Source organism: Myxococcales bacterium (genome assembly GCA_016717005.1).
Lineage (GTDB): Bacteria > Myxococcota_A > Polyangia > Haliangiales > Haliangiaceae > UBA2376.
On record JADJUF010000049.1, the window covers coordinates 248,065 to 270,372 of the forward strand.

The window sequence follows — 22,308 nt, forward strand, 5'->3', positions numbered from 1 at the left end:
CCCTTCGCGCGGCTGATCGCCGCCGCGCTCATGCTGTCTACGGCACCCGCCCGTGGCGACGAGGTCGTGGTCGATCTCGCCGCCGCGCTGGCCCGGGCCGCCACCGATGGACCGACGATGATCGCCGCGCGCGGCCACACCGTCGAGGCCGAGGCCACGCGGGTCGGCGCCCGGGTCCGCGCCGCCAACCCGGCGCTCGCGATCGCCGTCGGCCCTCGGTTCGCCGACGCCGCCACGGTCGACCTGCACCTCGAGCTGGCCCAGCCGATCAGCAGCGGCGCGCCGCGCCGCGCCCGCCTGGCCCTGGCCGCCGCCGCGATCGCCCACGCCGCCGCCGAGGCCGACGAGGTCGCGCGCGCGGCGCAGCGGGCGACCGCCCGGGCCTTCGTCGACGCGCTCTACGCCGAGCGCCTGGTCGCGACGCTGGCCGACGCCGCCGCGCTGGCCGAGCGCGCCGCCACGGTCGCCGCCCGCCGCCGCGCCGCCGGCGACGCCACCGATCTCGACGTCGATCGGGCCCAGATCGCGGTCGGCCGCGCCCGAGCCGCGGGCCGCGCCGCCGAGGTCGAGCGGGCGCGCACGCTGGGCGAGCTGGCCGGGCTGATCGGCCTGTCCGCCGCCGACGCGCTGACGGTGATCGGCGCGCTCGAGGTCGACCCGCCGCTGGCGCTGGCGGCGCTCGAGGCCGCGGTCGACGCGCGCCCCGAGCTGCGCCGGCTCGACGCCGAGGCCGCGCTGGCCCACGCCGAGGCGCGCCTGGCCCACGCCGACGCGCGGCCCGGGGTCGAACTGTCGCTGGCCTACGATCGCGAGGCCGACGAGCAGCGGGTGCTGGGCGGCGTGCGCATCACCTGGCCGTTGTGGGATCGGGGCCAGGGCCCGGCGGCGATCGCCGCCGCCCGCGCCACGCGGGTCGCCGCCGAGCGCGCCGCCGCGGCCCGGGCGGCCCGGCGTGAGGTCGCCGACGCGTTCGCGGTCTACCAGCGCGCGCGCGCCGCGGTCGCCGGCTTCGAGGCCGACGTGCTGCCGGCGCTCGACGACGGCGAGGCGCTCCTGACCCGCGGCGTCGAAACTGGCACGTTGACCATCACCGACTCCCTGGCGGCGCGGCAGGAGCTGCTCGACGGCCGCCGCGCGTACCTCGAGCACCTCCGCGACCGCGCCCAGGCGCGCGTCGCCGCGCTGCTCACCGCCGGGGTGACGCCGTGAGGCCCGCGACCCTGGTGGCGCTGCTGGCGCTCGCGGCGTGCGGTGACCGCGAGCGCGCCGCGCCCGCCGGCCACGCCGATCACCACGACGACCCCGGCGCGGCCGATCCGCACGCCGACGGCGATCACCCGGCGGCGCCCGACCGCGTCGAGATCGCGCCCGAGATGCGCCGCGATCTGCGGGTCACCACCGCACGGGCCGAGGCCCGCCCCGCCGGCGAGCAGGTGGCGGCGCTCGGCGAGCTTCAGGTCAACCAGGACGCGTACGCCGAGGTCGCTGCGCCGGCGCCGGCGCGGGTGGTCAAGGTCCTGGCCCGGGCCGGCGACGAGGTCGCGCTGGGCCAGCCGCTGGTCGAGCTGTACAGCGCCGACGCCGGCCTGACCCGGGCCGAGGCCCAGGCCGCGGCGGCGCGGGTCACCGTCGCCCGCGGCAACCTCGCGCGGCTGCGCGGGCTGGCCGCCGAGCGGCTGGTCACCGAGCGCGAGGTGCTCGAGGCCGAGGCCGCGCTCACCACCGCGACCGCCGACGCCCAGGTCGCGACCGCGGCGGCCCGAGCCTACGCCGGCGCCCGCGGCGGCGCCGGCCTGGTGCTGCGCGCGCCGGTGGCCGGCACGGTGATCGCGCGCGACGTGGTGATCGGCCAGCTGGCCGATCCGACGCGCACCCTGTACCGCATCGGCGATCTGTCGACGCTGTGGCTGGTCGCGCACGTGTTCGAGCGCGACGCGGTGCGCCTGCGGGTCGGGAGCACCGGCACCGCCACCTTCGCCGCGCTGCCCGGCCGCACGATCGACGGCGTCGTCACGTGGATCGGCCGCGAGGTCGACGCCGCGTCGCGCACGATCCCGGTGCGCATGGACGTCGCGAACGCCGACGGCGTGCTGCGCCCCGGCATGTCGGCGATGGTGGCGCTGGCGCTGGGCGACAGCGGCGGCACGGTCGTGACGGTGCCGCTGGCCGCGGTGCAGCGGGTCGACGCCGCGTGGGTGGTGTTCGTGCCGGTCGGGCCCGGCGCGTTCGAGGCGCGCCGGGTCGGGCGCGGCCGCGAGCTGGCCGGCGAGCTGGAGATCCTCAGCGGCCTGGCCCCCGGCGACGAGGTCGTGGTCGACGGCGCGTTCCTGCTCAAGGCCGAGGCCGACAAGGCCCGCGGCGCCGGAGGCGATCATGACCACCACTAGACCGGTCACGCTGATCGATCGCGTCATCCTGGCGTGCTTCGGGACGCCGCTGATCGCGGTGCTCTTGACGTTGGCCGGCGCCGCGCTCGGCGCCACCTGGCTGCGCGAGCTGCCGCGCGACGTCTTCCCCGACCTGTCGGCGCCGGTGTTCAACGTGATCGCGCAGAACCCGGCGATGGCCGCCGAGGAGCTCGAGCTGCGCGTGGCGATCCCGATCGAGACCGCGCTGGCCGGCCTGCCCGACGTGCGCCGGGTCCGGTCGGCGTCGTCGGCCGGCGTCGCGCAGGTGACGATCGAGTTCGAGCCCGACGTCGCCTACGAGCGCGCGCGGCAGCGGGTCGCCGAGCGGCTGAGCCAGGTCGCGCTGCCGCCCGGCACCAGCGCGCCGCTGCTGTCGAGCCTCAGCGGCCGGCTCAACGAGATCTTCGAGTTCACGATCGAGGCCGACCCCGGCACCGCCGACCTGATGACGCTGCGCGATCTGGCCGAGCACGAGATCAAGAACCGGCTCCTGGCGGTGCCCGGCGTCGCCGCGGTCGAGCGGCTGGGCGGCTACCTGCGCGAGTTCCAGATCCAGGTGGACCCCGATCGCATGGCGGCCCGCGGCGTGACGCTGGCCGAGCTGGTCCACGCCGCCGAGGGCACCAGCGCCACCGCCGCCGGCGGCTTCGTCACCCAGGGCCCGATGGAGTGGACGGTCCACGCCGACGCCCGGGCCCACAGCGTCGCCGACATCGCCGCGACCGTCGTGGCGGTGCGCGGCCGGACGCCGGTGCTCCTGGGCGACGTCGCCGACGTGCGCGAGGGGCCGGCGGTGCGGCGCGGCCTGGCCCACCGGCTGGCCGGCGAGGTGGTGAGCTGCCGCGTCGTGCGGCAGTTCGGCGCCGACACCGTGACCGTCGCCGACGGCGTGCGCCGCGCGCTGGCCGAGCTGCAGCCGGGCCTGCCGCCGGGCGTGAAGGTGCGCGTGGTCTACGATCAATCGCAGCTGGTGCGCTCGGCGCTGGGCGGCGTGGGCCGCGCGGTCCTGATCGGCGCCGGGCTGGTGGTGCTGGTGCTGTTCGGGCTGCTCGGCAACCTGCGCGCGGCGCTGCTGGTCACGCTGACCCTGCCGCTGTCGCTGGCGCTGGCCGGCGTGTTCCTGCGCCTGGCCGGCATCGGCCTCAACACGATGACGCTGGGCGGCCTGGCGATCGCGGTCGGCCTGCTGGTCGACGCCGCGATCATCGTCGCCGAGAACGTCGTCCACCGGCTGTCGGCGCACCCGGCCGCCGACCGACGCGCGCGGGCGCTGGCGGCGGTGCTCGAGGTCGGCCGCCCGATCGCGTTCGCCACCGCGATCGTCGTCGCGGTGTTCGTGCCGCTGTTCGCGATGACCGGCATCGAGGGCCGGATGTACGCGCCGCTGGCCGGCGCCGTGATCGCGGCGATGCTGGCGTCCTTGGTGCTGGCGCTGGCGCTGGTGCCGGTGCTGGCCGCGGCGATGCTGCGCCCGCGCCGCGCCGATCGCCCCGAGGACGTCGCGCTGGTCCGCTGGATCAAGCGCGGCTACCGGCCGCTGCTCGACGGCGCGCTCCGCCACGCCGGCTGGGTGCGGCTGGGCACGCTCGCGATCACGGTGCCGGCGCTGTGGCTGGCGACCCAGCTCGGCTCCGACTTCATGCCCGAGCTCGACGAGGGCGCGGTGCTGATGCAGACCTCGCTGCCGGCCGAGGCCTCGCTCGACGAGGTCGATCGCCTCAACCACCGCGTCGAGGACGTGCTGCGCGCCTTCCCCGAGGTCGAGGACGTCGTCCGCCGCACCGGCCGCGGCGAGCACACCGAGGATCCGATGCCGCACACGCTGTCCGACGTGCTGATCGTGCTACGCCCCGACCGCGCGCGCTCGACCGCGGCGCTCGAGGCGGCGATGCGCGAGGCGGTCGAGCCGATCCCCGGGCTGTCGGCGTCGTTCACGACCCCGCTGGGCATGCGCATCGACGAGGGCCTGGGCGGCACGACGGCCGACCTCGCGGTGCGGATCTTCGGCCCCGACCTGGCGACCCTCGGCGAGCTGGCCGAGCGCGCCGCGGCGATCCTGGGCCAGGTCGACGGCGTCACCGACGTCCGCGCCGAGCGCCCCACCGGCCTGCCGCAGCTGCAGGTCGAGATCGATCGCGCCGCGGTGGCGCGGGTCGGCCTGACCCCGGGCGACGTCACCGACGCGGTGGCGATCGGCCTGGCCGGCCGGGTGGTCGGCGAGGTGGCGGTCGGCCAGCGCCGCTACGACCTGGTGGTGCGCCTGGCCGAGGATCACCGCAACGACGGCGCGGCGCTGAACGCGCTCTTGGTCGACGGCCACGATCAGTCGCGCATCCCGCTGGGCAAGCTGGCGCGGATCGAGCCCGGCTTCGGCCCCGGCACGATCAAGCGCGAGGCCGGCAGCCGGCGGGTCGCGGTCGAGGCCTCGGTGGCCGGCCGCGATCTCGGCTCGACCGCGGCGGCGGTGCGCGCGGCGCTGACGCGCGAGCTCGAGCTGCCGCCGGGCTACTTCGTCGACGTCGGCGGCAAGGTCGAGACCCAGGCCCGGGCCCAGCGCGCGCTGGTGATCGCGATCGCGATCGCCGTGCTCGCGGTGTTCGTGCTGCTGTACCTGGCGGTGCGCACGCTGGCCGAGACGCTGGTGATCCTGGCGACGCTCCCCGACGCGTTCGTCGGCGGCATCGTCGCCCTGTGGCTGGCCGGCGAGACCTGGAGCGTGTCGGCGCTGGTCGGGCTGATCGGCCTGTTCGGCATCGCGGTGCAGAACGGCCTGGTGCTGGTGGCCCAGACCCGCGACCTGTGCGCCGAGGGCCGCGCGTTCCCGGTCGCGCTGCGCGAGGCGTGCCTGGGCCGGGTCCGGCCCAAGATCATGACCGCGGCCACCGCGATCCTCGGCCTGATGCCGCTGCTGGTGCTGCGCCTGCACGGCACCGAGCTCGAGCGGCCGCTCGCGATCGTGATGATCGGCGGCCTGGTCACCTCGACCCTGTTCACGCTGCTCGCGCTGCCGACGTTCTACGAGTTCGTCCACGACCTCGGCGTGCGCTGGCGGGCCCGCCGCGCCGACGCGCCCGGCCACGCCAGCTGAGCCGCCGGGGCGACGTGGCGGTCGGGCCCACCAGCGCGGCGGGCCCCACCGCCAGCGCCCTGGCGAGCCTCGATCGGCTGAGGCTTGTTCGCCGTGCAAAATCGGGCGGTCGGCCCGACCACGGTGCCCCTCTGGCGGTAGGATAGATCCTGGCTATGGTGACCCGACGATGAGTGAAGACGACGTTCCTGCCTCCGACGCCCCTGACGATCCCGCCGACGGCGGCCTGCTGGTCGAGGTCGACGCACCCGACCCCGCGCCGGTCGATCGCGCCACCGAGCTCGAGGCCGAGCTGGCCGCGTCCAAGGCCAAGGCCAAGGAGAACTGGGACAAGTTCTTGCGCGCCACCGCCGACCTCGAGAACTACCGGCGCCGCGCCAAGCGCGACCTCGACGACGCCAAGGCCGAGTCGCGGACCCGGGTGCTCAAGGAGATGCTGCCGGTGGTCGACAACCTCGAGCGCGCGCTGGCCCACACCGAGGGCGTCGACGCGGCCTCGCTGCTCGAGGGTGTCCGCCTCGTGCTCCGGCAGTTCACCCACGCGCTCGAGAAGTGCGAAGTGACGGCGATCGACGCCGACGGCCAGCCGTTCGATCCCAACCTGCACGAGGCGATCGGCCAGCAGGACAGCGACGCCCCGCCGGGCTCGGTGGTCTCGGTGCTGCAGAAGGGGTACCGCCTGGCCGATCGCTTGCTGCGCCCGTCGCTGGTCGTGGTCGCGCGCGCCCGGGCCGAGGCGCCACCGTCCGAGCCGGGGCCGGCCGAGAACACGTGATCGCCTGATGTCGCGCGTCGTCGGCATCGACCTCGGCACGACCAACTCGTGCGTCGCCGTCATGGACGGCGACACCCCGGTGGTGATCGCCAACGCCGAGGGTTCGCGCACGACGCCGTCGGTGGTCGGGTTCGCCGCGTCGGGCGAGCGCCTCGTCGGCCAGGCCGCGCGCCGGCAGGCGGTGACCAACGCCGAGAACACCGTCTACGCGGTCAAGCGCCTGATGGGCCGCAAGTTCGAGGACCACGAGGTCGCGCGCCAGCTCACCACCTGCGCCTACGAGATCGTCGCGGCCGACAACGGCGACGCCCACGTGATGGCCCGCGGGCGCACGTACTCGCCGCCCGAGGTCTCGGCGATGGTGCTCGCGCGCATGCGCGAGACCGCCGAGGCGTGGCTGGGCGAGGCGGTGACCGAGGCGGTGATCACGGTGCCGGCCTACTTCGACGACGCCCAGCGTCAGGCCACCAAGGACGCCGGCCGGATCGCCGGCCTGAACGTCCTGCGCATCATCAACGAGCCGACCGCGGCGGCGCTCGCCTACGGCAAGGACCTGCCGCGGGCCCAGCGGGTCGCGGTCTACGATCTCGGCGGCGGCACGTTCGACGTGTCGCTGCTCGAGCTGTCCGACGGCGTGTTCCGGGTGTGCGCCACCGCCGGCGACACGTTCCTCGGCGGCGAGGACTTCGACAACGCGATCGTCGACTGGCTGCTCGACAAGTTCGCCGCCGACAACGGCGGCCACGATCTGCGCGGCGATCGGCTCGCGCTGCAGCGCCTCAAGGAGGCGGCCGAGAAGGCCAAGGTCGAGCTGTCGAGCACGCTCACGACCGACATCAACCTGCCGTTCCTGGCGGCGACCGCGGCCGGGCCCCGCCATCTCGAGGCCCAGATGACCCGGGCCGAGCTCGAGCACCTGGTCGAGCCGTTCGTGCAGCGCACGCTCGAGCCGTGTCAGCGGGCGCTGACCGACGCCGGCTTCGTCTCGGGCGAGCTCGACGCGGTGATCCTGGTCGGCGGTCAGACCCGCATGCCGCGCATCCAGCGCCTGGTCGGCGAGTTCTTCGGCCGCGAGCCGTCGCGCACGGTCAACCCTGACGAGGTGGTCGCGGTCGGCGCCGCGATCCAGGCCGGCGTGCTCACCGGCGAGGTCGAGGAGGTCCTGCTGCTCGACGTGACGCCGCTGTCGCTCGGCGTCGAGACCGCCGGCGGCGTCTTCACGCGCCTGATCCCGCGCAACACGACGATCCCGTGCCGCGCCACCGAGGTGTTCTCGACCGCGGTCGACAACCAGCCGTTCGTCAACGTCCACGTCTTCCAGGGCGAGCGCGAGATGGCCGTCGACAACAAGTCGCTGGCCCAGTTCGAGCTGACCGGCATCCCGCCGGCCCCGCGCGGCGTGCCCAAGATCGAGGTCGCGTTCGATCTCGACGCCGACGGCCTGTTGACCGTGAGCGCGCGCGACCTCGGCACCGCCCGCGAACAGCGGGTCTCGGTCACGCCGACGAGCGGCCTGTCGAACGACGACATCGACCGGCTGGTGCAGGAGGCCGTCGACCGCGCCGGCGACGATCAGGATCGCCGCGCCCTGGCCGACGCCCGCAACCGGGGCGAGACGCTGCTGTACTCGTCGGAGCGCGCGCTGTCCGAGTTCGGCGCGATGCTGACCGATGAGGACCGGGCGATGATCGCCGGCGACATCGACGAGGCCCGCCGGATCCTGACCGACGGCACGCTGTTCGAGGTCGAGGACGTGATCGTCCGGCTCGAGTCGTCGGCCCAGCGCATCGGCGAGATGCTCTACGCCGCGGTCGACGCCGGCGAGACCGCGGAGGACGCTGATGGCTCGCAAGCGACGTGACTACTACGACGTGCTCGGCGTCGGCCGCCAGGCCGACGACGGCGAGATCAAGCGGGCCTACCGCGACCTCGCGCGTCGGTACCACCCGGATCTCAACCCGACCGGGGCCGAGCGCTTCAAGGAGATCAACGCGGCCTACGCGGTCCTGTCGGACGCGCGCGAGCGCACGCGCTACGATCGCTTCGGCCACGACGGCGACGGCGGCGGCGGCTTCGGCTCGATGGTCGACGCGGTCGAGGACGTGATCAGCGGCCTGCGGAAGCGCCGCGGCAAGCAGCGCGGGCGCGACCTGCGCTACACGCTCGAGATCACCTTCGAGGAGGCGGTGTTCGGCTGCACCAAGGCGATCACGGTGCCGCTGACGCCGGGCGTGAGCGGCGGCCCGACCCGCGAGTTCTCGGTCGCGATCCCCGCCGGCACCAAGGAGGGCGGGGTCAAGGTGCTGCACGGCGACGGCGAGCCCGGCAAGGGCGGCGCGGCGGCCGGCGACCTGCACGTGGTCGTCCGGGTCAAGGACCACCCGGTGTTCAAGCGCGACGGGCTCGACGTGGTGTCCGACGTCGCGGTGACGATGCCGCAGGCGGCGCTGGGCGCGGTCGTCGAGGTCGCGACCGTCGACGGCCCGGTCAAGATGCGCGTGCCCGAGGGCACCTCGACCGGCAAGGTGTTCCGGCTGCGCGGGCGCGGCGTGCCGCGCGGCCCCGGCAAGGCCGCGACCCGGGGCGATCACCTCGCCCGGGTGGTGGTCGTGACGCCGCAGGCGCTGACCGCGCGGCAGCGCGAGCTGTTCGAGGAGCTGGCCCGCACCTTCGGCAGCGAGCTGGCGCCGCGCCCGGCCGAGAAGAAGGGCCTGATCGATCGCATGCGCGATCTGCTCGATGGCTAGGGTGCTTCGTCCACGGCGAGGCCTGCCACGGGCGCGGCGCGACGACGACGGGCGCCGGCCCGGCGCTCGAAGCGCTGGCGCGCGGCCCCTGGAGAGGGCGGGGCGTCGCGGCCGCCCAGCAGCACCCGCGCGGCGCGCCAGGGCGCCGCTCGCCGTCGCCGCCACGATCGCCGCGCTCGGCTGTCGGGCGCCGGCGCCGGCGCCGATCGAGCCCGGCCTGGGCACCCGCCACGTGCGCGCGGACCGGCCCGACGCCGGCGCCCCCGCGCCGACGATCGCGCCCGACGCCGGCGTCCCCGCGCCCGTGATCGCGACCGACACGATCGCGGTGCTGCTGCCGCTGTCGGGGCCGCACGCGGCGATCGGCGACGAGCTGCGGGCCGCGATCGAGCTGGCGCCCGACGACGGCGCCCGGCGGCTCGTGCTCGACACCGCGGGTGATCCGGCGCGGGCCGCGGCCGTGGTCGACGAGGCGGTCGCCGCCGGCGCGCTCGCGATCCTGGGCCCGGTCGGGGTGCGCGAGGCCGAGGCGGCGGCGGCGCGCGCGGTCGAGCTGCGCGTGCCGATCGCGCTCTTGTCGCCGACCGACGGTGAGCTGCGGGCGCGCGGCCTGTTCCGGCTGGTCGACTCGCCCGAGGGCGAGGCCCGGGCCGCCGCCGCGTTCGCCGCCGAGCTCGGGGTCGCCACCGTCGGCGTGCTGGCCCCGGACGACGAGGTCGGCGCCGCCGCCGCCGAGGCGTTCGCGGCCACCGCCGCCACCGTCGGGCTCACCGTCACCGCCCGCGGCGCGTACGCGCCCGACGGCAAGACCCTCGAGGCCGACGTCAAGGCGTTCCTGGGCCTCGACCCCAAGACCAACCCGCGCCTGGCCGCGCACCTGCGCCGCGCCGGCCGCCGCGGCTGGCAGACGTTCTCGCCCGACGTGCCGTTCGCGCTCCTGTACGTGCCCGATCGCTACGAGCGCGCCGCGCTGGTCGCGAGCTTCCTGCCGTACCTGGGCGTCGAGGTCCACAGCGAGGACTTCCCCGACCTCGACGCGCTCGCGCGCAAGCACGGCGGGCGACTGCCGCAGGTCGTGCAGCTGCTCGGCAGCGCCGCGTGGAACCACCCGAGCCTGATCACCCGCGGCGGCCCGGCGGTCGAGGGCGCGCTGATCCTCGAGCCGTGCCCGCTCGCGCTCGGCGCGGCCGCCGCCACCGACTTCGTCGACGCGTTCCGCGCCCGCCGCCGCCGCGATCCCTCGCCCGCCGCCGCCGCCGCCCTCGACGCCTGGCGCCTCGTCGCCGCCGCCCGCGCCCACGCCGCGCTGATCGGCGGCCGCGATCCCCGCGCCGCGTTCATCGCCGCGCTCGCCGCCGCCACGCTCGACAACGGCGCCTGCGCCCCGGCCCGGGTCGGCCCCGACGGCCGCCTCGAGCGCGCGCCGGTCGTGCTCAAGGTCGACGCCGGCGCGCTCGTGGTCGAGCCGTACTGACCGCCGGTGGATCGATCCACCGGACGGCGCCGCGCACAATATGCACCGCCCCGGGCGTGACCTCAGCCGCGCCAGCGTGTCTGCTCGACCCATGCGCGATGACGCCTGGACCGAGGAGATGTTCCGCGCGTTGACGACGCACTCGGCGGACATCATCTCGCTGCTCGATGGTGACGGTCGGCTGGTCTTCAATTCGCCCGCCACGCTCCGCATCAACGGGTTCACCCCTGAGGAGCTGCGAGGCAAGGACACCTTCGAGCTCATCCACCCCGACGACCACGCCGAGGTCGCGCGGGTCTTTGGCGAGGTGCTGGCGCAGCCAAACGCGCTCGCGACCGTCGAGTACCGCTACCTGACCAAGGACGGTCGCTGGCTGTGGATGGAGGCCATCGCCAGCAACCAGCTCGAGAACCCGGCGGTGCGCGGCGTGGTCGCCAACAGCCGGGACATCTCCGAGCGCAAGCGGCTCGAGCAGCAGCTGCTGGCGGTGCAGAAGCTCGAGAGCCTGGGGGTGATGGCCGGCGGCGTCGCCCACGACTTCAACAACCTGCTCGCGGTCATCCTCGGCGAGGCCAGCGTGCTGCGGCTCGGGCTGCCGCCGGAGACGGCCGCCGCGCTCGCCACGATCGAGAGCGCGGCGCTGCGCGCGCGCGAGCTCACCCAGCAGCTGCTCGCCTACACGGGGCGGCAGGTCACGCCGGTCGAACCCACCGACCTGCACCAGCTGATCCACGAGCTGACGCCGCTGCTGCGGATCTCGGCCCGCGGCGGGACGAGCCTGCAGCTCGACCTCGCCGCCGGCGTGCCGGCGGTCGTCTGCGACCGCGGTCAGCTGCGCCAGGTGCTGCTCAACCTGGTCATCAACGCGACCGAGGCGATGGGCGGTGGGGGGGAGGTGACGGTGCGCCTCGACCACCGCCACGTCGGCGCGGACGAGCTCGCGGCGGGCCCGCTGACCGCGTCGTTCGCCCCGGGGCCGGCGGTCGTGCTCGAGGTCGCGGACGCCGGGACCGGCATGCCCCCCGAGACGGTGCAGCGCATCTTCGACCCGTTCTTCACCACCAAGCAGACCGGCCGCGGGCTCGGGCTCGCGGCGGTCTCGGGGATCGTCCGGAGCCATCAGGCTGGCCTGCGCGTCGAGTCGACGCCCGGCCTGGGCTCCCGGTTCAGCATCTACCTCAGGCCCTCGCCCGAGGCCGAGGCGCCGGCGCCGGCGCGCGCGGCCGTCCGCTTCGAGGGGACGGCGCTGGTCGTCGACGACGACCCGCTGGTGGCGAGCACGGTCGGCAGGGTGCTGCGCGCGCTCGGCTTCGAGCTCGTGATCGCGCACGGCGGTCGCGAGGCGGTGGCGTCGTTCGCGGCGGCATCCCGCCCGTACACGGTCGTGGTGTGTGACGTGCTGATGCCGGGGATGAACGGGCCCGAGGCGGTGGCGCAGCTGCGTGCGCATCGCCCCGACCTTCCGGTGCTGTTCATGTCGGGCTACACGCCCGAGCCCGGCCTGCTGCCGAGCGGGACCGAGACCACGGGCTTCCTGGCCAAGCCCTTCGACGCCGACGGCCTGAGCACGGCGATCGCGCGGCTGGTCCCGGGATCGGTGCGGCCGGGCCGCCCCGGCTGACCCGCTCGCCGGCCGGCTCAGCTCGCCGGGTGATGGACAGGCCGGCAAGCGACGCCGAGCCCGCCATCGCGGCGCAGGATCGCGCGGCTACTCGACGACGACCTTGTCCGAGGACGATCGGCCGAAGGTCTCGGGGTGGTACATCTCCTCGGCCTTGGTCGGCGGCACGACGAACGTGCCGGGCGTGGTGGCGCGGGCGACGTAGGTGTAGTCGTAGACGCCCTCCCACAGGAGCGACGTGAAGGCCTCGACCCGCTCGTCGCGCATGTTCTGGTGCTCGTACCAGGTGCGCGACCACCACCAGTAGCGGTTGCCGCCCTTCGCGGGCTGCGGATCCTGCGGCACCGGGCCGGTCACCGCCAGCGCCGGGTTCATCGGCTCGAGCCCGGCCGGCAGCGGATCGACCAGCGCGACGTGGTAGCGGCGGCTCTCGGCCACCATCGACAGGCGCACGCGCACCCGGGCGCCGGCCTTGATCTTCCACGAACCGTCCGGATTCCGGACCACGTCGGCAGGATCGTCGACGGGCTCGTACCGGCGCAGCACGGTGAAGCCGTAGTCGGCGGCGGCGAGCTGCAGGTTGGCCGGCGCGTAGGTCATGCCGACCCGGTAGTAGAGGCGGCCCTTGCCGTCCTTCTGGATCACCAGGTCGGCGGGGCCCTTGCTGGCCTTGTCGGCGACGGTCTGCATCGGGATGTCGATCGCGAACCGATCGGTCTGCCGGCCCTTGAAGGCGTGGTCGCCGGCGTAGCCGTCGCCCAGCCACACCTTCGCCACGAAGTCCGGCGTCACCTGCTCGTACTCGTGGAAGTACAGGTCGAGCGCCGACAGCACGAAGACGTTCTCCTGCGTCGACTCCCAGCGCCCGGCCTTGGCGTGGCCGAGCAGGCCGATCACCAGCTTGGGGATGAGGTCGCTGGCGCGGGCCTCGGCGATCAGCGACTCGAGCACGATCGCGTCGACGCGCCGGTCGCTGTGCAGGATCAGGTAGGCGCCGTCGGTGACCGCGGTCGTGAAGTTCGCGGCGGCGGCGGTCTCGGTGACCTTGTTGTCGAGGTGGCGGACGATGGCCTTGCGCTCGTCGGCGGCGTCGGCCTGCTGCGCGACCACGCCGAGGAGCCAGCCGACCGCCTCGAGCGAGAGCTGGTCGACGCCGCCGGCCTCCTTGATCAGGCCCCGGGCGCGCGCCACGTCGCGATCGCCCGCGAGCGTGCGGGTGTAGAGCGCGTACGAGGTGATCGTGCGCCGGGTCTGCTGGTCGTAGTAGCTCGGGTAGCGCCGCTCGATCGTGCGCAGGTACTCGAGGCCGCGGTCGAGCGGGCCGCGCTCGATCGTGAAGCCCTTGGCCTGGGCGCGCACCATCGCGTTGACGACGTGCACCGTCAGGTACGGCCACGACTCGTAGCCGCGCTGCCAGAACGGGAACCCGCCGTCGCCGTTCTGCAGCGCGTACAGGCGCTCGAGGTCGTCGCCGACGCGGGCCTCGAGCTTGTCCTTGCTCGGCAGCCCCGGCGCCGCGAACGCCGCGAGCACGTCGCGCAGATCGGCGATGCCGGCCACGCGCGAGCTGATCTGCTCGCTGCACTCGAACGGGTACGCGATCAGGTACAAGAACGCGTCGGTGAGCGCCTGGAGCTGGGTCGACGAGGTCTCGACCTGGAGCCCGCCGAACTGGGTCACGACCTGGCCCGGCAGCGCGATCGGCTGCTTGATCGCGCCGGCGTCGATCTGGCCGTAGGTGGCGAAGGCCTCGGTCGTCGCGGGCGTCCACACCGGCAGCGCCACCTCGGCGGCGTCGGCGCCGGCCGACGAGGTCGCGACCAGCTGGAACCGCGCGGTGCCGGCCATCACGGCCGCGGCCGGGAACCGCACCTCGGCGCGGTCGTTGGCGGGCACGGTCACGCGCCGGCCGGCGCCGGCGGTGAGCCGGGCGTTGGTCGCGCGCACGGCCACGTCGATCGCGAGCGGCGCGTCGGTCTGGTTCTGCACCACGACCGGCAGCTCGAACGTGTCGCCGAAGTTGAGGAACCGCGGCGGCGACGGCCGCACCATCACCGGCAGCCGCGCGGTCAGCGCGCTCTCGCCCTTGCCGAACTGCCGCTCGCCGGCGACCGCGATCGCGATCAGCCGGTAGCGCGTCAGGTTGTCGGGCAGGGTCAGCGCGACCGTGGCGGTGCCGTCGGCGCCGGTCTTGACCTCGGGCGCGAACGCCGCGAGCGGGTTCAGGTTCGTGCGCACGGCGATGCCCGGCGGTGACGCCGATGACGCGCTGGCCGACTTGGCGCCGGACGCCGCCATCTCCTTGTCGGCGACGTCTGGCACGCCGTCCGCGTCCCGATCGCTGCCGGCGGCGGCGCCGACCGTAGACTCGAAGGTGCGGCCCTCGGCCGGGATGTTCTTGGTGTACCCGTCGCCGCCGAGCGCCTGGCCTGCGGCCAGCCCGGTGACGTCGGGCTGCGCCAGCTTCACGAACGAGCGCAGGCGGTGGTCGGTCGCGCCCAGGTCGCGCTGCTGATAGAAGGTGTCGATCGGGTTGGCGAACTGGAAGCCGGTGAGCGACAGCACGGCCTCGTCGACGGCGATCACCGCGACCTCGGCGCCGCTGACCGGCTTGCCGGCCGCGTCCTTGACGGTGACGCCGAGCGAAGTCTTGGTGCCCGGCGCCAGCTTGGCCGCCTGCGGCGTGATCGTGACCGCCAGCGTGCGGTGCCGCGGCGGGACCGCGAGGTTGATCGTGCCGACGCCGTAGGCCGGGCGCTTGGGCAGCGTGGCGTCGGGCTGGCCGTCGTCGCCGACCCGGGCGCTCATGCCGACCAGGTCGACCTGGACGTACAGGTTGGGCGTGTAGCCGTCGGTGATCGGCACCGTGACCTTGTGGGTCGGCCCGGTCATCGTGAAGCGCGACGACGAGACGATGCCCGAGCGGCGCACGCTGAGCACGCCCTCGGCCGGGTAGAACGGCGCCTGGATCAGCAGCTCGGCGGTGTCGCCGGGCCGGTACTCCTTGGCGTTGGGGATGAGCGTCACCTGCTCCTCCTCGACGTCGCGGGCCGGCGGGGTCTTGCCGCCCGAGACCCAGACCGTCAGCTCGGTGCGGTTCTTGCGGCCGCGGTCGTCGGTGACGACGCCGGTGATGCGGTACTGCCCGCCCTCGGGCGTCGTGAACGAGCACAGGCCGGCGGCGGCGGCCGAGGTCAGCGCGCACGACTGCACGTCCTCCTCGGTCTCGACGTACCTGCCCTTGTCGTACTTCCAGTCGAGGCGGACCGCCTGCAGCTCGATCGGCCGGCCGAGCACGGCCTGGCCGTCGAGGTCGACGTCGATCGCCTCGACCTCGATCGGCTGGCCCTTGTCGACGTACGGCCGCTTGCTGCGCAGGCCGACGTAGTGGACCGCCGGGTGGATCAAGAGCGTCGTGGCCGCGTTCCACGCCTGGCGGTTGACGTCGGTCACCGACGCGTTGGCGCTGACCGTCATCGGGGTCGGCGGGTTGACGCCGAGGAAGTCGAGGTGCAGCACGTGGGCGCCGGTGGCGTCGGTCTTGCCCTGGTGGTTCCAGCTCTGCGGCGCGGTCCAGCCGCCGCCGTCGTCCCACCACCGCCGGCCCCAGCCCCACCACGGCACCCACTTGCCGAACGTGAAGTCGTCGCGGTTGGGCGGCGTGAACGTGGTCTCGGTCGCGGTCAGGGACCAGTTGACGTCGGCGCCGGCGAGGCCGCCGCCGGCGAAGTAGCTCGCCTGCACCGTCACGTCGGCGCTGCCGCCGATCACCTTGATCGCGTCGTCGGCCTTGGCGCTGACCTCGTACTCGGGCCGCCGGAACTCCTGGATCTGGAAGCCGTGGTAGCCCGAGCCCGACAGCCGGCCCTTGGCCTCGAGCTGGATCGACGCGTAGCCGAGGTTGGGCGTGCCCGGCAGCTTGAACATCAGATCGAAGCCGCCCAGCGCGCTGACCTTGACCGTGCCCTTGGTCAGCTCGTTGCCGATCGGATCGATCACCTTGTAGCTGACCGACGACACCAGCCCGGCGATGCCGGCGACGTCGCCGCCCTCGCGGCCCTGGTGCACGCGCAGCCAGCCCTTGACCCGCACCTCCTCGCCTGGCCGGTACATCTGGCGGTCGTCGGTGATGTGCCAGAGCAGCTGATCGTCGACGTCGCGCTTGCGCCACTGCGGCTCGTCGCCCCACCAGCCGTAGCCGTCGGGCACGAACGCCACGTCGTCGCCCTTCTTCGCGACCAGCATGCCCGGGCCCGTCAGGCCGCGCGCCGACAGCGCCATCACGGCCGTGCCGTCGTCGCCGGACGTCGCCGCGATGCCCCACGGCTCGATCGACAGCGCCGCGTCGGCGACCGGCGCGCCGTCGCCGAGCCGGTTGACCCACGCGTGCAGCTCGCCGGCGTCGACCGCCGCGTCGACGCCCAGCCGGGTCGACTGCGCCCAGGTGATCAGCCGCGGCGGATCGTAGCGCTCGCGCCACGGCGACGGCTCGATCACCGCGATGACGTGGCCGAGGCCGCCCTTGAGCGCGGGCGCCAGCTCGACGTGGGTCTCGGTCAGCTCGTCGTCGGCGCCGCCGACCTTGATCACCTGATCGAACACCTTCTTGCCGGGCAGCGTCGGCTTCTTGCGCTGCCACTGGTTGTTCATGTACTTGCCGAACGCGGCGTAGTCCGACGGCGCGACCGCGTAGAGCGCGACCTTGAGCCCGTCGTAGTTGGTCGTGAACACGTCGAGCGTCGGCGCGCGCGCGCCGGGATCGAGCACGACCAGGCCCGACGGGCCGTAGAAGTTCGGGTAGGCCTTGCCGGTCTTCCACCGCAGCTCGGCGTCCTTGCCCAGCGTCTGCCCGAAGCGGTCGAGCACGCCGCCCGACACCACGGTCTGGTACGCGGTCTGGCCGGCGGTGAGGCCCTGGACCATGACGTAGTTGCCGTTGGCGGTCACCGCCGCGCGCGCGATCGCCGGCGTCGTCACGACCTGCGCCGCGTCGAAGCGATCGACCTCGAGCGGGTTGTTGAACTCGATCTGGAACGGCGCGCCCGGCGGACACTCGCCCCAGCCGCACTCGGCGCGCACGATCTGGAGCGGCGGGTACGTGTCGAAGCTGAAGGCCTGACGATCGGCGGTGCGGTTGGGGCCCTCGGCCGACGGCGTGCCCGGGCCGACCGTGACCTCGACGTGGGTGTCCTTGGGGAACGGCTCGGTGGCCGCGAACGCCAGCCAGCGGCCGTCCTGCTCGGCGGCCTTGGTCGAGTCGACCAGGCTCTTGACGACCTCGTGCGTGGCGATCTCGGCGTCGGTCAGCAGCCGCGTGGCGTAGGTCTTGCCCCCGCCCTTGACCGTGATCGTCGCCAGCACCGCGGCCGGATCGATCTGCTGATCGAAGCGCACGAACATCGGCGCGTCGAGGCGCTGGGGCCCACCGCCCGGCCAGCTGGCCTCGACCCGCGGCGTCGGCGTCGTGAACGTGAACCGCTTGGCGTCGGCCAGCACGTTGCCGGTGGCGCTCTTCGTGCCCTTGGCGACCGCGACCGTGTAGGTCGTCGCCTGCGGGAACCGGACCGTCGGATCGAACACGATCGTCTTCGTGCCGAGCCAGCGCCAGCGCCCCGGCGGCGTCGGCGACAGCGTCACCGGCACCACCGCCGCGGCGTCGTCCTGCGACGTCACCGCCACCATCGGCTGCGAGAACGTCAGCTGCAGCTGCGGCGCCAGCGGCACGTCGCCCTCGGGCGCCCACCGCAGGAGCGTCAGCGGCTTGCCGGCGTCGTTGGTCGCCGGCGGCGGCCCCGCCTGCGGGTTCGGCACCGGGAACGTGCCCCTTGATCGTCTTGCCGGTGCGCGGCGGCGGCTGCGACCGGTCGCGCAGCGCGAACGCCTGCGTGTCGTCCGGCTTGGCGCCGACCGGCGCGACCCGATCGAGGATCGCCTTGGCCGCGGCGTCATCGAGCTGCTGCGTCGGCGGGAGCTGCGATCGGTCGGCGGCCGGCGCCCCGGCCCGGCCATCGGACAGCCGCATCGTCAAGCCCGGCTTGTCGTCCTGGACCAGGGGCTGACCACCGGGCGTGACGACGCCCGAGCCGCCGCCGGTGGGCGGGCGCGACCCGGCCTTGGGGCCGCACGAGACCGAGACGAAACACACGAGCGTAGCCATCGCGAGGCTGCGGACCATCGGACTTCGCTTCATCGATCTCATCGAACGCTCCTGGGGCCGAGAATGTCTCGACCGGCCGTGGGTCTCGCGATGGTGGACCCTGGGCCCGACCGGCGACAGTCACCACGCCCCAGGATCGCGACCGATCCGGTCGCGGCGCGGCAGCTGACCTCGACGGCGGACTTCGCCGCCGGGCCGCGCGGGGATCGCAGCGGACCGGAGGGTCCGCCGGTCAGCCGCGACCAGACGTTGTCAAAGTTGACACCGTCCCTGCGTCAGTTCGCCTCGAGCGCCGCCAGCAGCTCGCCGACCGCCTCCTCGGTGCGCTTGGCGAGCGCCTTGGTCACCGGCAGGTCCTCCTCGACGAGCAGCGCGGCGAGGCGCCGGGCCGCGCCGATCAGCTGGCCGCGCACGCGCTCCTTGCGCTCGTCGTCGGCCTCGGGGAACGCGACCTCCTTGAACTTCTTGGCCAGCATCGGCGCCTCGGCGCCCTCCTCGAACGCGAACCGCCGCATGTCGGCCAGCGTGGCCTCGTCGGCGGCGCCGCGGTCGGTGGCCTTCTGCACGAACTCGATCGCGGCGATCGACGGGATCGGCTCCTCGGGCATCGACCGCGCCCGCTCGAGCACGCTCGGCGCGCTCGACTCGAGGAAGCGGTAGCTGCCGAGCAGCTTGGCCACCGTCGACGACCGCATGTGCAGCTCCTTGCGGCAGTACGAGTCGAAGTCGGTGAAGCCCCAGCGCCGCCACGACTCGCCCTTCTGCACCCGGGCCAGCGCGTCGGCGAGCTCGAGCCAGGTGCGCTTGAAGGCGCGGGCCTTGGACAGGGTGTCGGCGCGCTCGGGATCGCCAGACACCGCCAGCAGGCGGTCTTCCATGGCGCGGTCGGTCTTGGTGATGATCTTCGAACCCACGGCGCGCACGCTATGCGATCCCTCTGATCCGAGCACCCCCCGATGGCGGTTCATCGACAACGCGGGAGCCACGCCGGTGCCCGCCGGACGACCCCTGGGTCGCGGCCGGCGATGCTGCCAACGTTCCCAGCCGCCGCGATCGGCCGTGCCCGCGGCCGCCCCCGCGGCCGGCGCGAGCGTTGGGACGCGCGGCCCGAAAGGTTGTCGGAGTTGACACCGTCCCCCTCTCTTCTCCGTGCCTGGCCCCGCCGCCGGCTCAGAAAACTGAGCCGGACGGCCGTGATCCCGAACGCTTGCGCCCGGCACGGAAGCTGCTCATCCTCGTGGCCACCGTGCGCCTGGTCGTCCTCGCTCTCGCCCTCGCGGCCGCCGCGTGCCCGGCGTCGTACCAGGCCAGCGAGCTGGGCGACGACCTGGTGCCGACCGCGGGCTGCGTGATCGACGACGACTGCGTGCTGGCCGGGCCGAGCTGCTGCGACTGCCCGAGCTACGCCACCGGCGTCGACAGCGGCTGGCTCGAGACCTGCGCCAACGTCGCGTGCACGCCGCCCACCGACGGGAGCTGCGCGCCGCTGGTCGCGCGCTGTCAGGCCGGGACGTGCATGGCCGAGTGCGCGCCGATGAGCTGCGATCTGTCGTGCGCGACCGGGTTCGCCGCCGACGAGTCCGGCTGCCTCACGTGCGCCTGCGCGGAGAACGGCGCCCCCGCTGGCTGCACCCTCGACACCGACTGCGTCGAGGTGCCCGCGGATTGTTGCGGCTGCGCCCGCGGCGGCCGCGACACCGCGGTGCTGGCCAGCGAGGTCGACGGCTTCGTCGGCGCGCTGAACTGCCCGCCGAACATGGCCGACGTGCCCTGCCCCGACGTCTCGACCTGCGTCGCGGGCGAGGCGCCCCAGTGCGTGTTCGGCCAGTGCCAGCTCACCACCGCGGGCGCGCCGCCGCCGATGCTGCCCCCGGGGGCGTGCGGGCGCCCCGATCTGCCGCCGTGCCCCGACGGCGAGGTCTGCCTCATCAACCAGGACCCGGGCGCCGGCCCGCTCGGCCTCGGGGTCTGCAGCCCGACGCCGATGCCGTAGCCCGGTGCAGCACCGGGGCCCCCGTCGGGATATACTACCGGCCACATGAGCTCTGGTGGCAACACGCGCATGGGCCCGGGCGGGTCGTCGGGCGATCTGCCCCAGGCTGGCTCGTCGTCGTCCCTCCCGGCGGCAGGCGCCCCGGCCGAGGGCGCCGAGGCGTCGCTGGTCGGCGAGGTCCTCGACGGTCGCTACAAGATCATCAAGAAGCTCGGCGAGGGCGGGATGGGCGAGGTCTACGCGGCCGAGCACATCCACATCGAGAAGAAGGTCGCGATCAAGCTGCTGCGGCCCGAGATCGTCTCGAACGCGGAGGCGGTGACCCGGTTCCGCCAGGAGGCGCGGTCGGCGTCGTCGATCGGCCACCGCAACATCATCGGCATCGACGACTTCGGCCAGCTCAAGGACGGCCGCATCTACCTGTGCATGGAGCTGCTCGACGGCGCTCCGCTCAACGACATGATCAAGGAGCCGATGCCGACCGATCGGCTCCTGAACATCCTGATCCAGACCGGCCACGGCCTCGCCGCCGCCCACGCCAAGAACATCATCCATCGGGACATGAAGCCCGAGAACATCTTCGTCACGTTCGGCCCCAACGGCGAGGACGTGCCCAAGCTGCTCGACTTCGGCATCGCCAAGGTCGCCGGCCAGGACGGCCAGAACAACCTGACCCGCACCGGCACGATCTTCGGCACGCCGTTCTACATGGCGCCCGAGCAGGCGATGGGCCAGGGCGTCGACGCGCGCGTCGACATCTACGCGATGGGCGTCATCTGCTACGAGGTGTTCTCCGGCTCGCTGCCGTTCCAGGGCGAGTCGTTCATGGGCATCCTGACCCAGCACATCACGACCGAGCCGGAGCCGGTGGCGCAGCGCGCCGCCAAGACCGGCCGCACCCTGCCCGCGGGCCTGCCCGAGGTCATCGCCAAGGCGATGGCCAGGATCCCGACAAGCGCTACCGGTCGATGGACGAGTTCGTCAACGCGCTCGTCGGCGTCTACCGCACGCTCGTCGGCCCCGGCATGAGCTCGTACATGGAGGCGTTCAGCCCGGCGACCGGCATGATGCCGGCGACGTTGGTCGCGGGCCCCGGGATGGCGGGACCGCCGGGCGCGGCCAGCGCAGCGACGATGATGGCGGGTGGCGTGCCGGGCGTGTCGTCGCCGACGCCGCCCCCGTACGGCGCCCAGGGCTACGGCCAACCCAGCGGCCCGATGCCGGGCTACCCGCCGGCGGGCAACGGCTATCCACCGCCGGGCAGCGGCCCGACGCCGGGCTATCCGCCGCCGGGCAGCGGGCCGTACGCGGGCCCCAACCCCGCGGCCAGCGCGCCGTACTTCAACGCCGACTCGTCGCAGTTCGCGATGAGCGAGGCCGCCGGGCCCAAGAAGAGCAAGGTCGGCCTGATCGCCGCGCTGTTGATCCTGGTGATCGTCGGCGGTGGCATCGCCGCGGTGGTGGTGCTGTCGGGCAAGAAGAAGTCCGAGGCCGGCACGACCGATCCGGTCGCGACGATCGACGCGGGCGGCGGCGTCGCGATGGCCGAGCCCGACGCCGGCGCGGGCGGCGCGATCGATCCGCCCGCCACCATCGACGCCGGCGCCGGGGCTGCGCTCGAGGACGTCGACGCCGCCACCGCCGTGCCCACCAGCGACGTCGACGCCGCCACCGCCGTGCCCACCAGCGACGTCGACGCCGGGATCGACGATCCGCCGTCGCTCGACGTGGTCGTGCTCATCACGTCCAACGCCAAGGGCGCGATCATCTACGTCGACGGCAAGGAGCTCGGCAAGGCCCCCAAGAACCTGAAGGTCACGCCGGGCACCACCCACGAGGTGCGCGTCAAGGCCAAGGGCTACAAGGACAAGACCGTCACCGTCGACGGGCTCACCGAGGAGGTCAAGGTGAAGCTCGACGCGAACGGCGGCACGCGCCCGCCCAAGATCGATTGCACCGACCCCGCCAACGCGCTGTCCCCCGACTGCATGGGGTAACCGCGATCACACCGACCCAGCTCGGGCGATCCGGCTCCCCTTGGTTCT

At 74.1% G+C, this 22,308-nt stretch carries 13 protein-coding genes; 11 read left to right on the forward strand and 2 right to left on the reverse strand.

Annotated features, from left to right (window positions below; translation table 11 throughout):
- The first annotated feature begins 30 nt into the window (after window positions 1-30).
- The 8 genes from IPL61_40245 to IPL61_40280 all read left to right on the forward strand — a co-directional run bounded on the left by IPL61_40245 (window position 31) and on the right by IPL61_40280 (window position 12,113).
- Window positions 31-1,209: a TolC family protein gene (locus IPL61_40245; GenBank protein ID MBK9037412.1), complete on the forward strand. Its 1,179-nt coding sequence runs from the start codon at window positions 31-33 to the stop codon at window positions 1,207-1,209.
- Window positions 1,206-2,387 (forward strand): efflux RND transporter periplasmic adaptor subunit, encoded by a 1,182-nt coding sequence (locus IPL61_40250; protein ID MBK9037413.1) that lies wholly within the window; start codon window positions 1,206-1,208, stop codon window positions 2,385-2,387. Before IPL61_40245 ends, IPL61_40250 begins: the two co-directional genes overlap by 4 nt.
- A complete protein-coding gene (locus tag IPL61_40255; protein ID MBK9037414.1) occupies window positions 2,374-5,496 on the forward strand; it encodes an efflux RND transporter permease subunit in 3,123 nt (1,040 codons plus the stop codon). Before IPL61_40250 ends, IPL61_40255 begins: the two co-directional genes overlap by 14 nt.
- 169 nt (window positions 5,497-5,665) lie before the next feature.
- Window positions 5,666-6,271 (forward strand): nucleotide exchange factor GrpE, encoded by a 606-nt coding sequence (gene grpE, locus IPL61_40260; protein MBK9037415.1) that lies wholly within the window; start codon window positions 5,666-5,668, stop codon window positions 6,269-6,271.
- 7 nt (window positions 6,272-6,278) lie between these two features.
- Window positions 6,279-8,132, forward strand: a complete 1,854-nt coding sequence (gene dnaK / locus IPL61_40265) for a molecular chaperone DnaK (GenBank protein ID MBK9037416.1) — start codon at window positions 6,279-6,281, stop codon at window positions 8,130-8,132.
- Window positions 8,113-9,018, forward strand: coding sequence for a DnaJ domain-containing protein (locus tag IPL61_40270; GenBank protein MBK9037417.1), 906 nt, complete (start codon window positions 8,113-8,115; stop codon window positions 9,016-9,018). Before dnaK ends, IPL61_40270 begins: the two co-directional genes overlap by 20 nt.
- Window positions 9,019-9,250: 232 nt before the next feature.
- Complete coding sequence (locus tag IPL61_40275) at window positions 9,251-10,492, forward strand: penicillin-binding protein activator (protein MBK9037418.1); 1,242 nt, start codon at window positions 9,251-9,253, stop codon at window positions 10,490-10,492.
- A 91-nt stretch (window positions 10,493-10,583) separates the two neighbouring features.
- On the forward strand, window positions 10,584-12,113 hold the full coding sequence (locus IPL61_40280) for a PAS domain S-box protein (protein MBK9037419.1): 1,530 nt from the start codon (window positions 10,584-10,586) through the stop codon (window positions 12,111-12,113).
- Between the two features lie 87 nt (window positions 12,114-12,200).
- On the opposite strand, the gene IPL61_40285 is transcribed toward IPL61_40280, so the two are convergent.
- On the reverse strand, window positions 12,201-17,924 hold the full coding sequence (locus IPL61_40285; GenBank protein MBK9037420.1) for an Ig-like domain-containing protein: 5,724 nt from the start codon (window positions 17,922-17,924) through the stop codon (window positions 12,201-12,203).
- A 621-nt stretch (window positions 17,925-18,545) separates the two neighbouring features.
- Window positions 18,546-19,184 (reverse strand): hypothetical protein, encoded by a 639-nt coding sequence (locus tag IPL61_40290; protein MBK9037421.1) that lies wholly within the window; start codon window positions 19,182-19,184, stop codon window positions 18,546-18,548.
- A 293-nt stretch (window positions 19,185-19,477) separates the two neighbouring features.
- On the opposite strand from IPL61_40290, the gene IPL61_40295 reads away from it, so the two are divergent.
- Genes IPL61_40295 through IPL61_40305 form a run of 3 tightly spaced genes read left to right on the forward strand, consistent with a single transcriptional unit; the run spans window position 19,478 to window position 22,260 of the window.
- Window positions 19,478-20,263: a hypothetical protein gene (locus IPL61_40295; GenBank protein ID MBK9037422.1), complete on the forward strand. Its 786-nt coding sequence runs from the start codon at window positions 19,478-19,480 to the stop codon at window positions 20,261-20,263.
- A gap of 45 nt (window positions 20,264-20,308) precedes the next feature.
- Complete coding sequence (locus IPL61_40300; GenBank protein MBK9037423.1) at window positions 20,309-21,292, forward strand: serine/threonine protein kinase; 984 nt, start codon at window positions 20,309-20,311, stop codon at window positions 21,290-21,292.
- On the forward strand, window positions 21,232-22,260 hold the full coding sequence (locus IPL61_40305) for a PEGA domain-containing protein (GenBank protein ID MBK9037424.1): 1,029 nt from the start codon (window positions 21,232-21,234) through the stop codon (window positions 22,258-22,260). Before IPL61_40300 ends, IPL61_40305 begins: the two co-directional genes overlap by 61 nt.
- Window positions 22,261-22,308 lie beyond the last annotated feature (48 nt).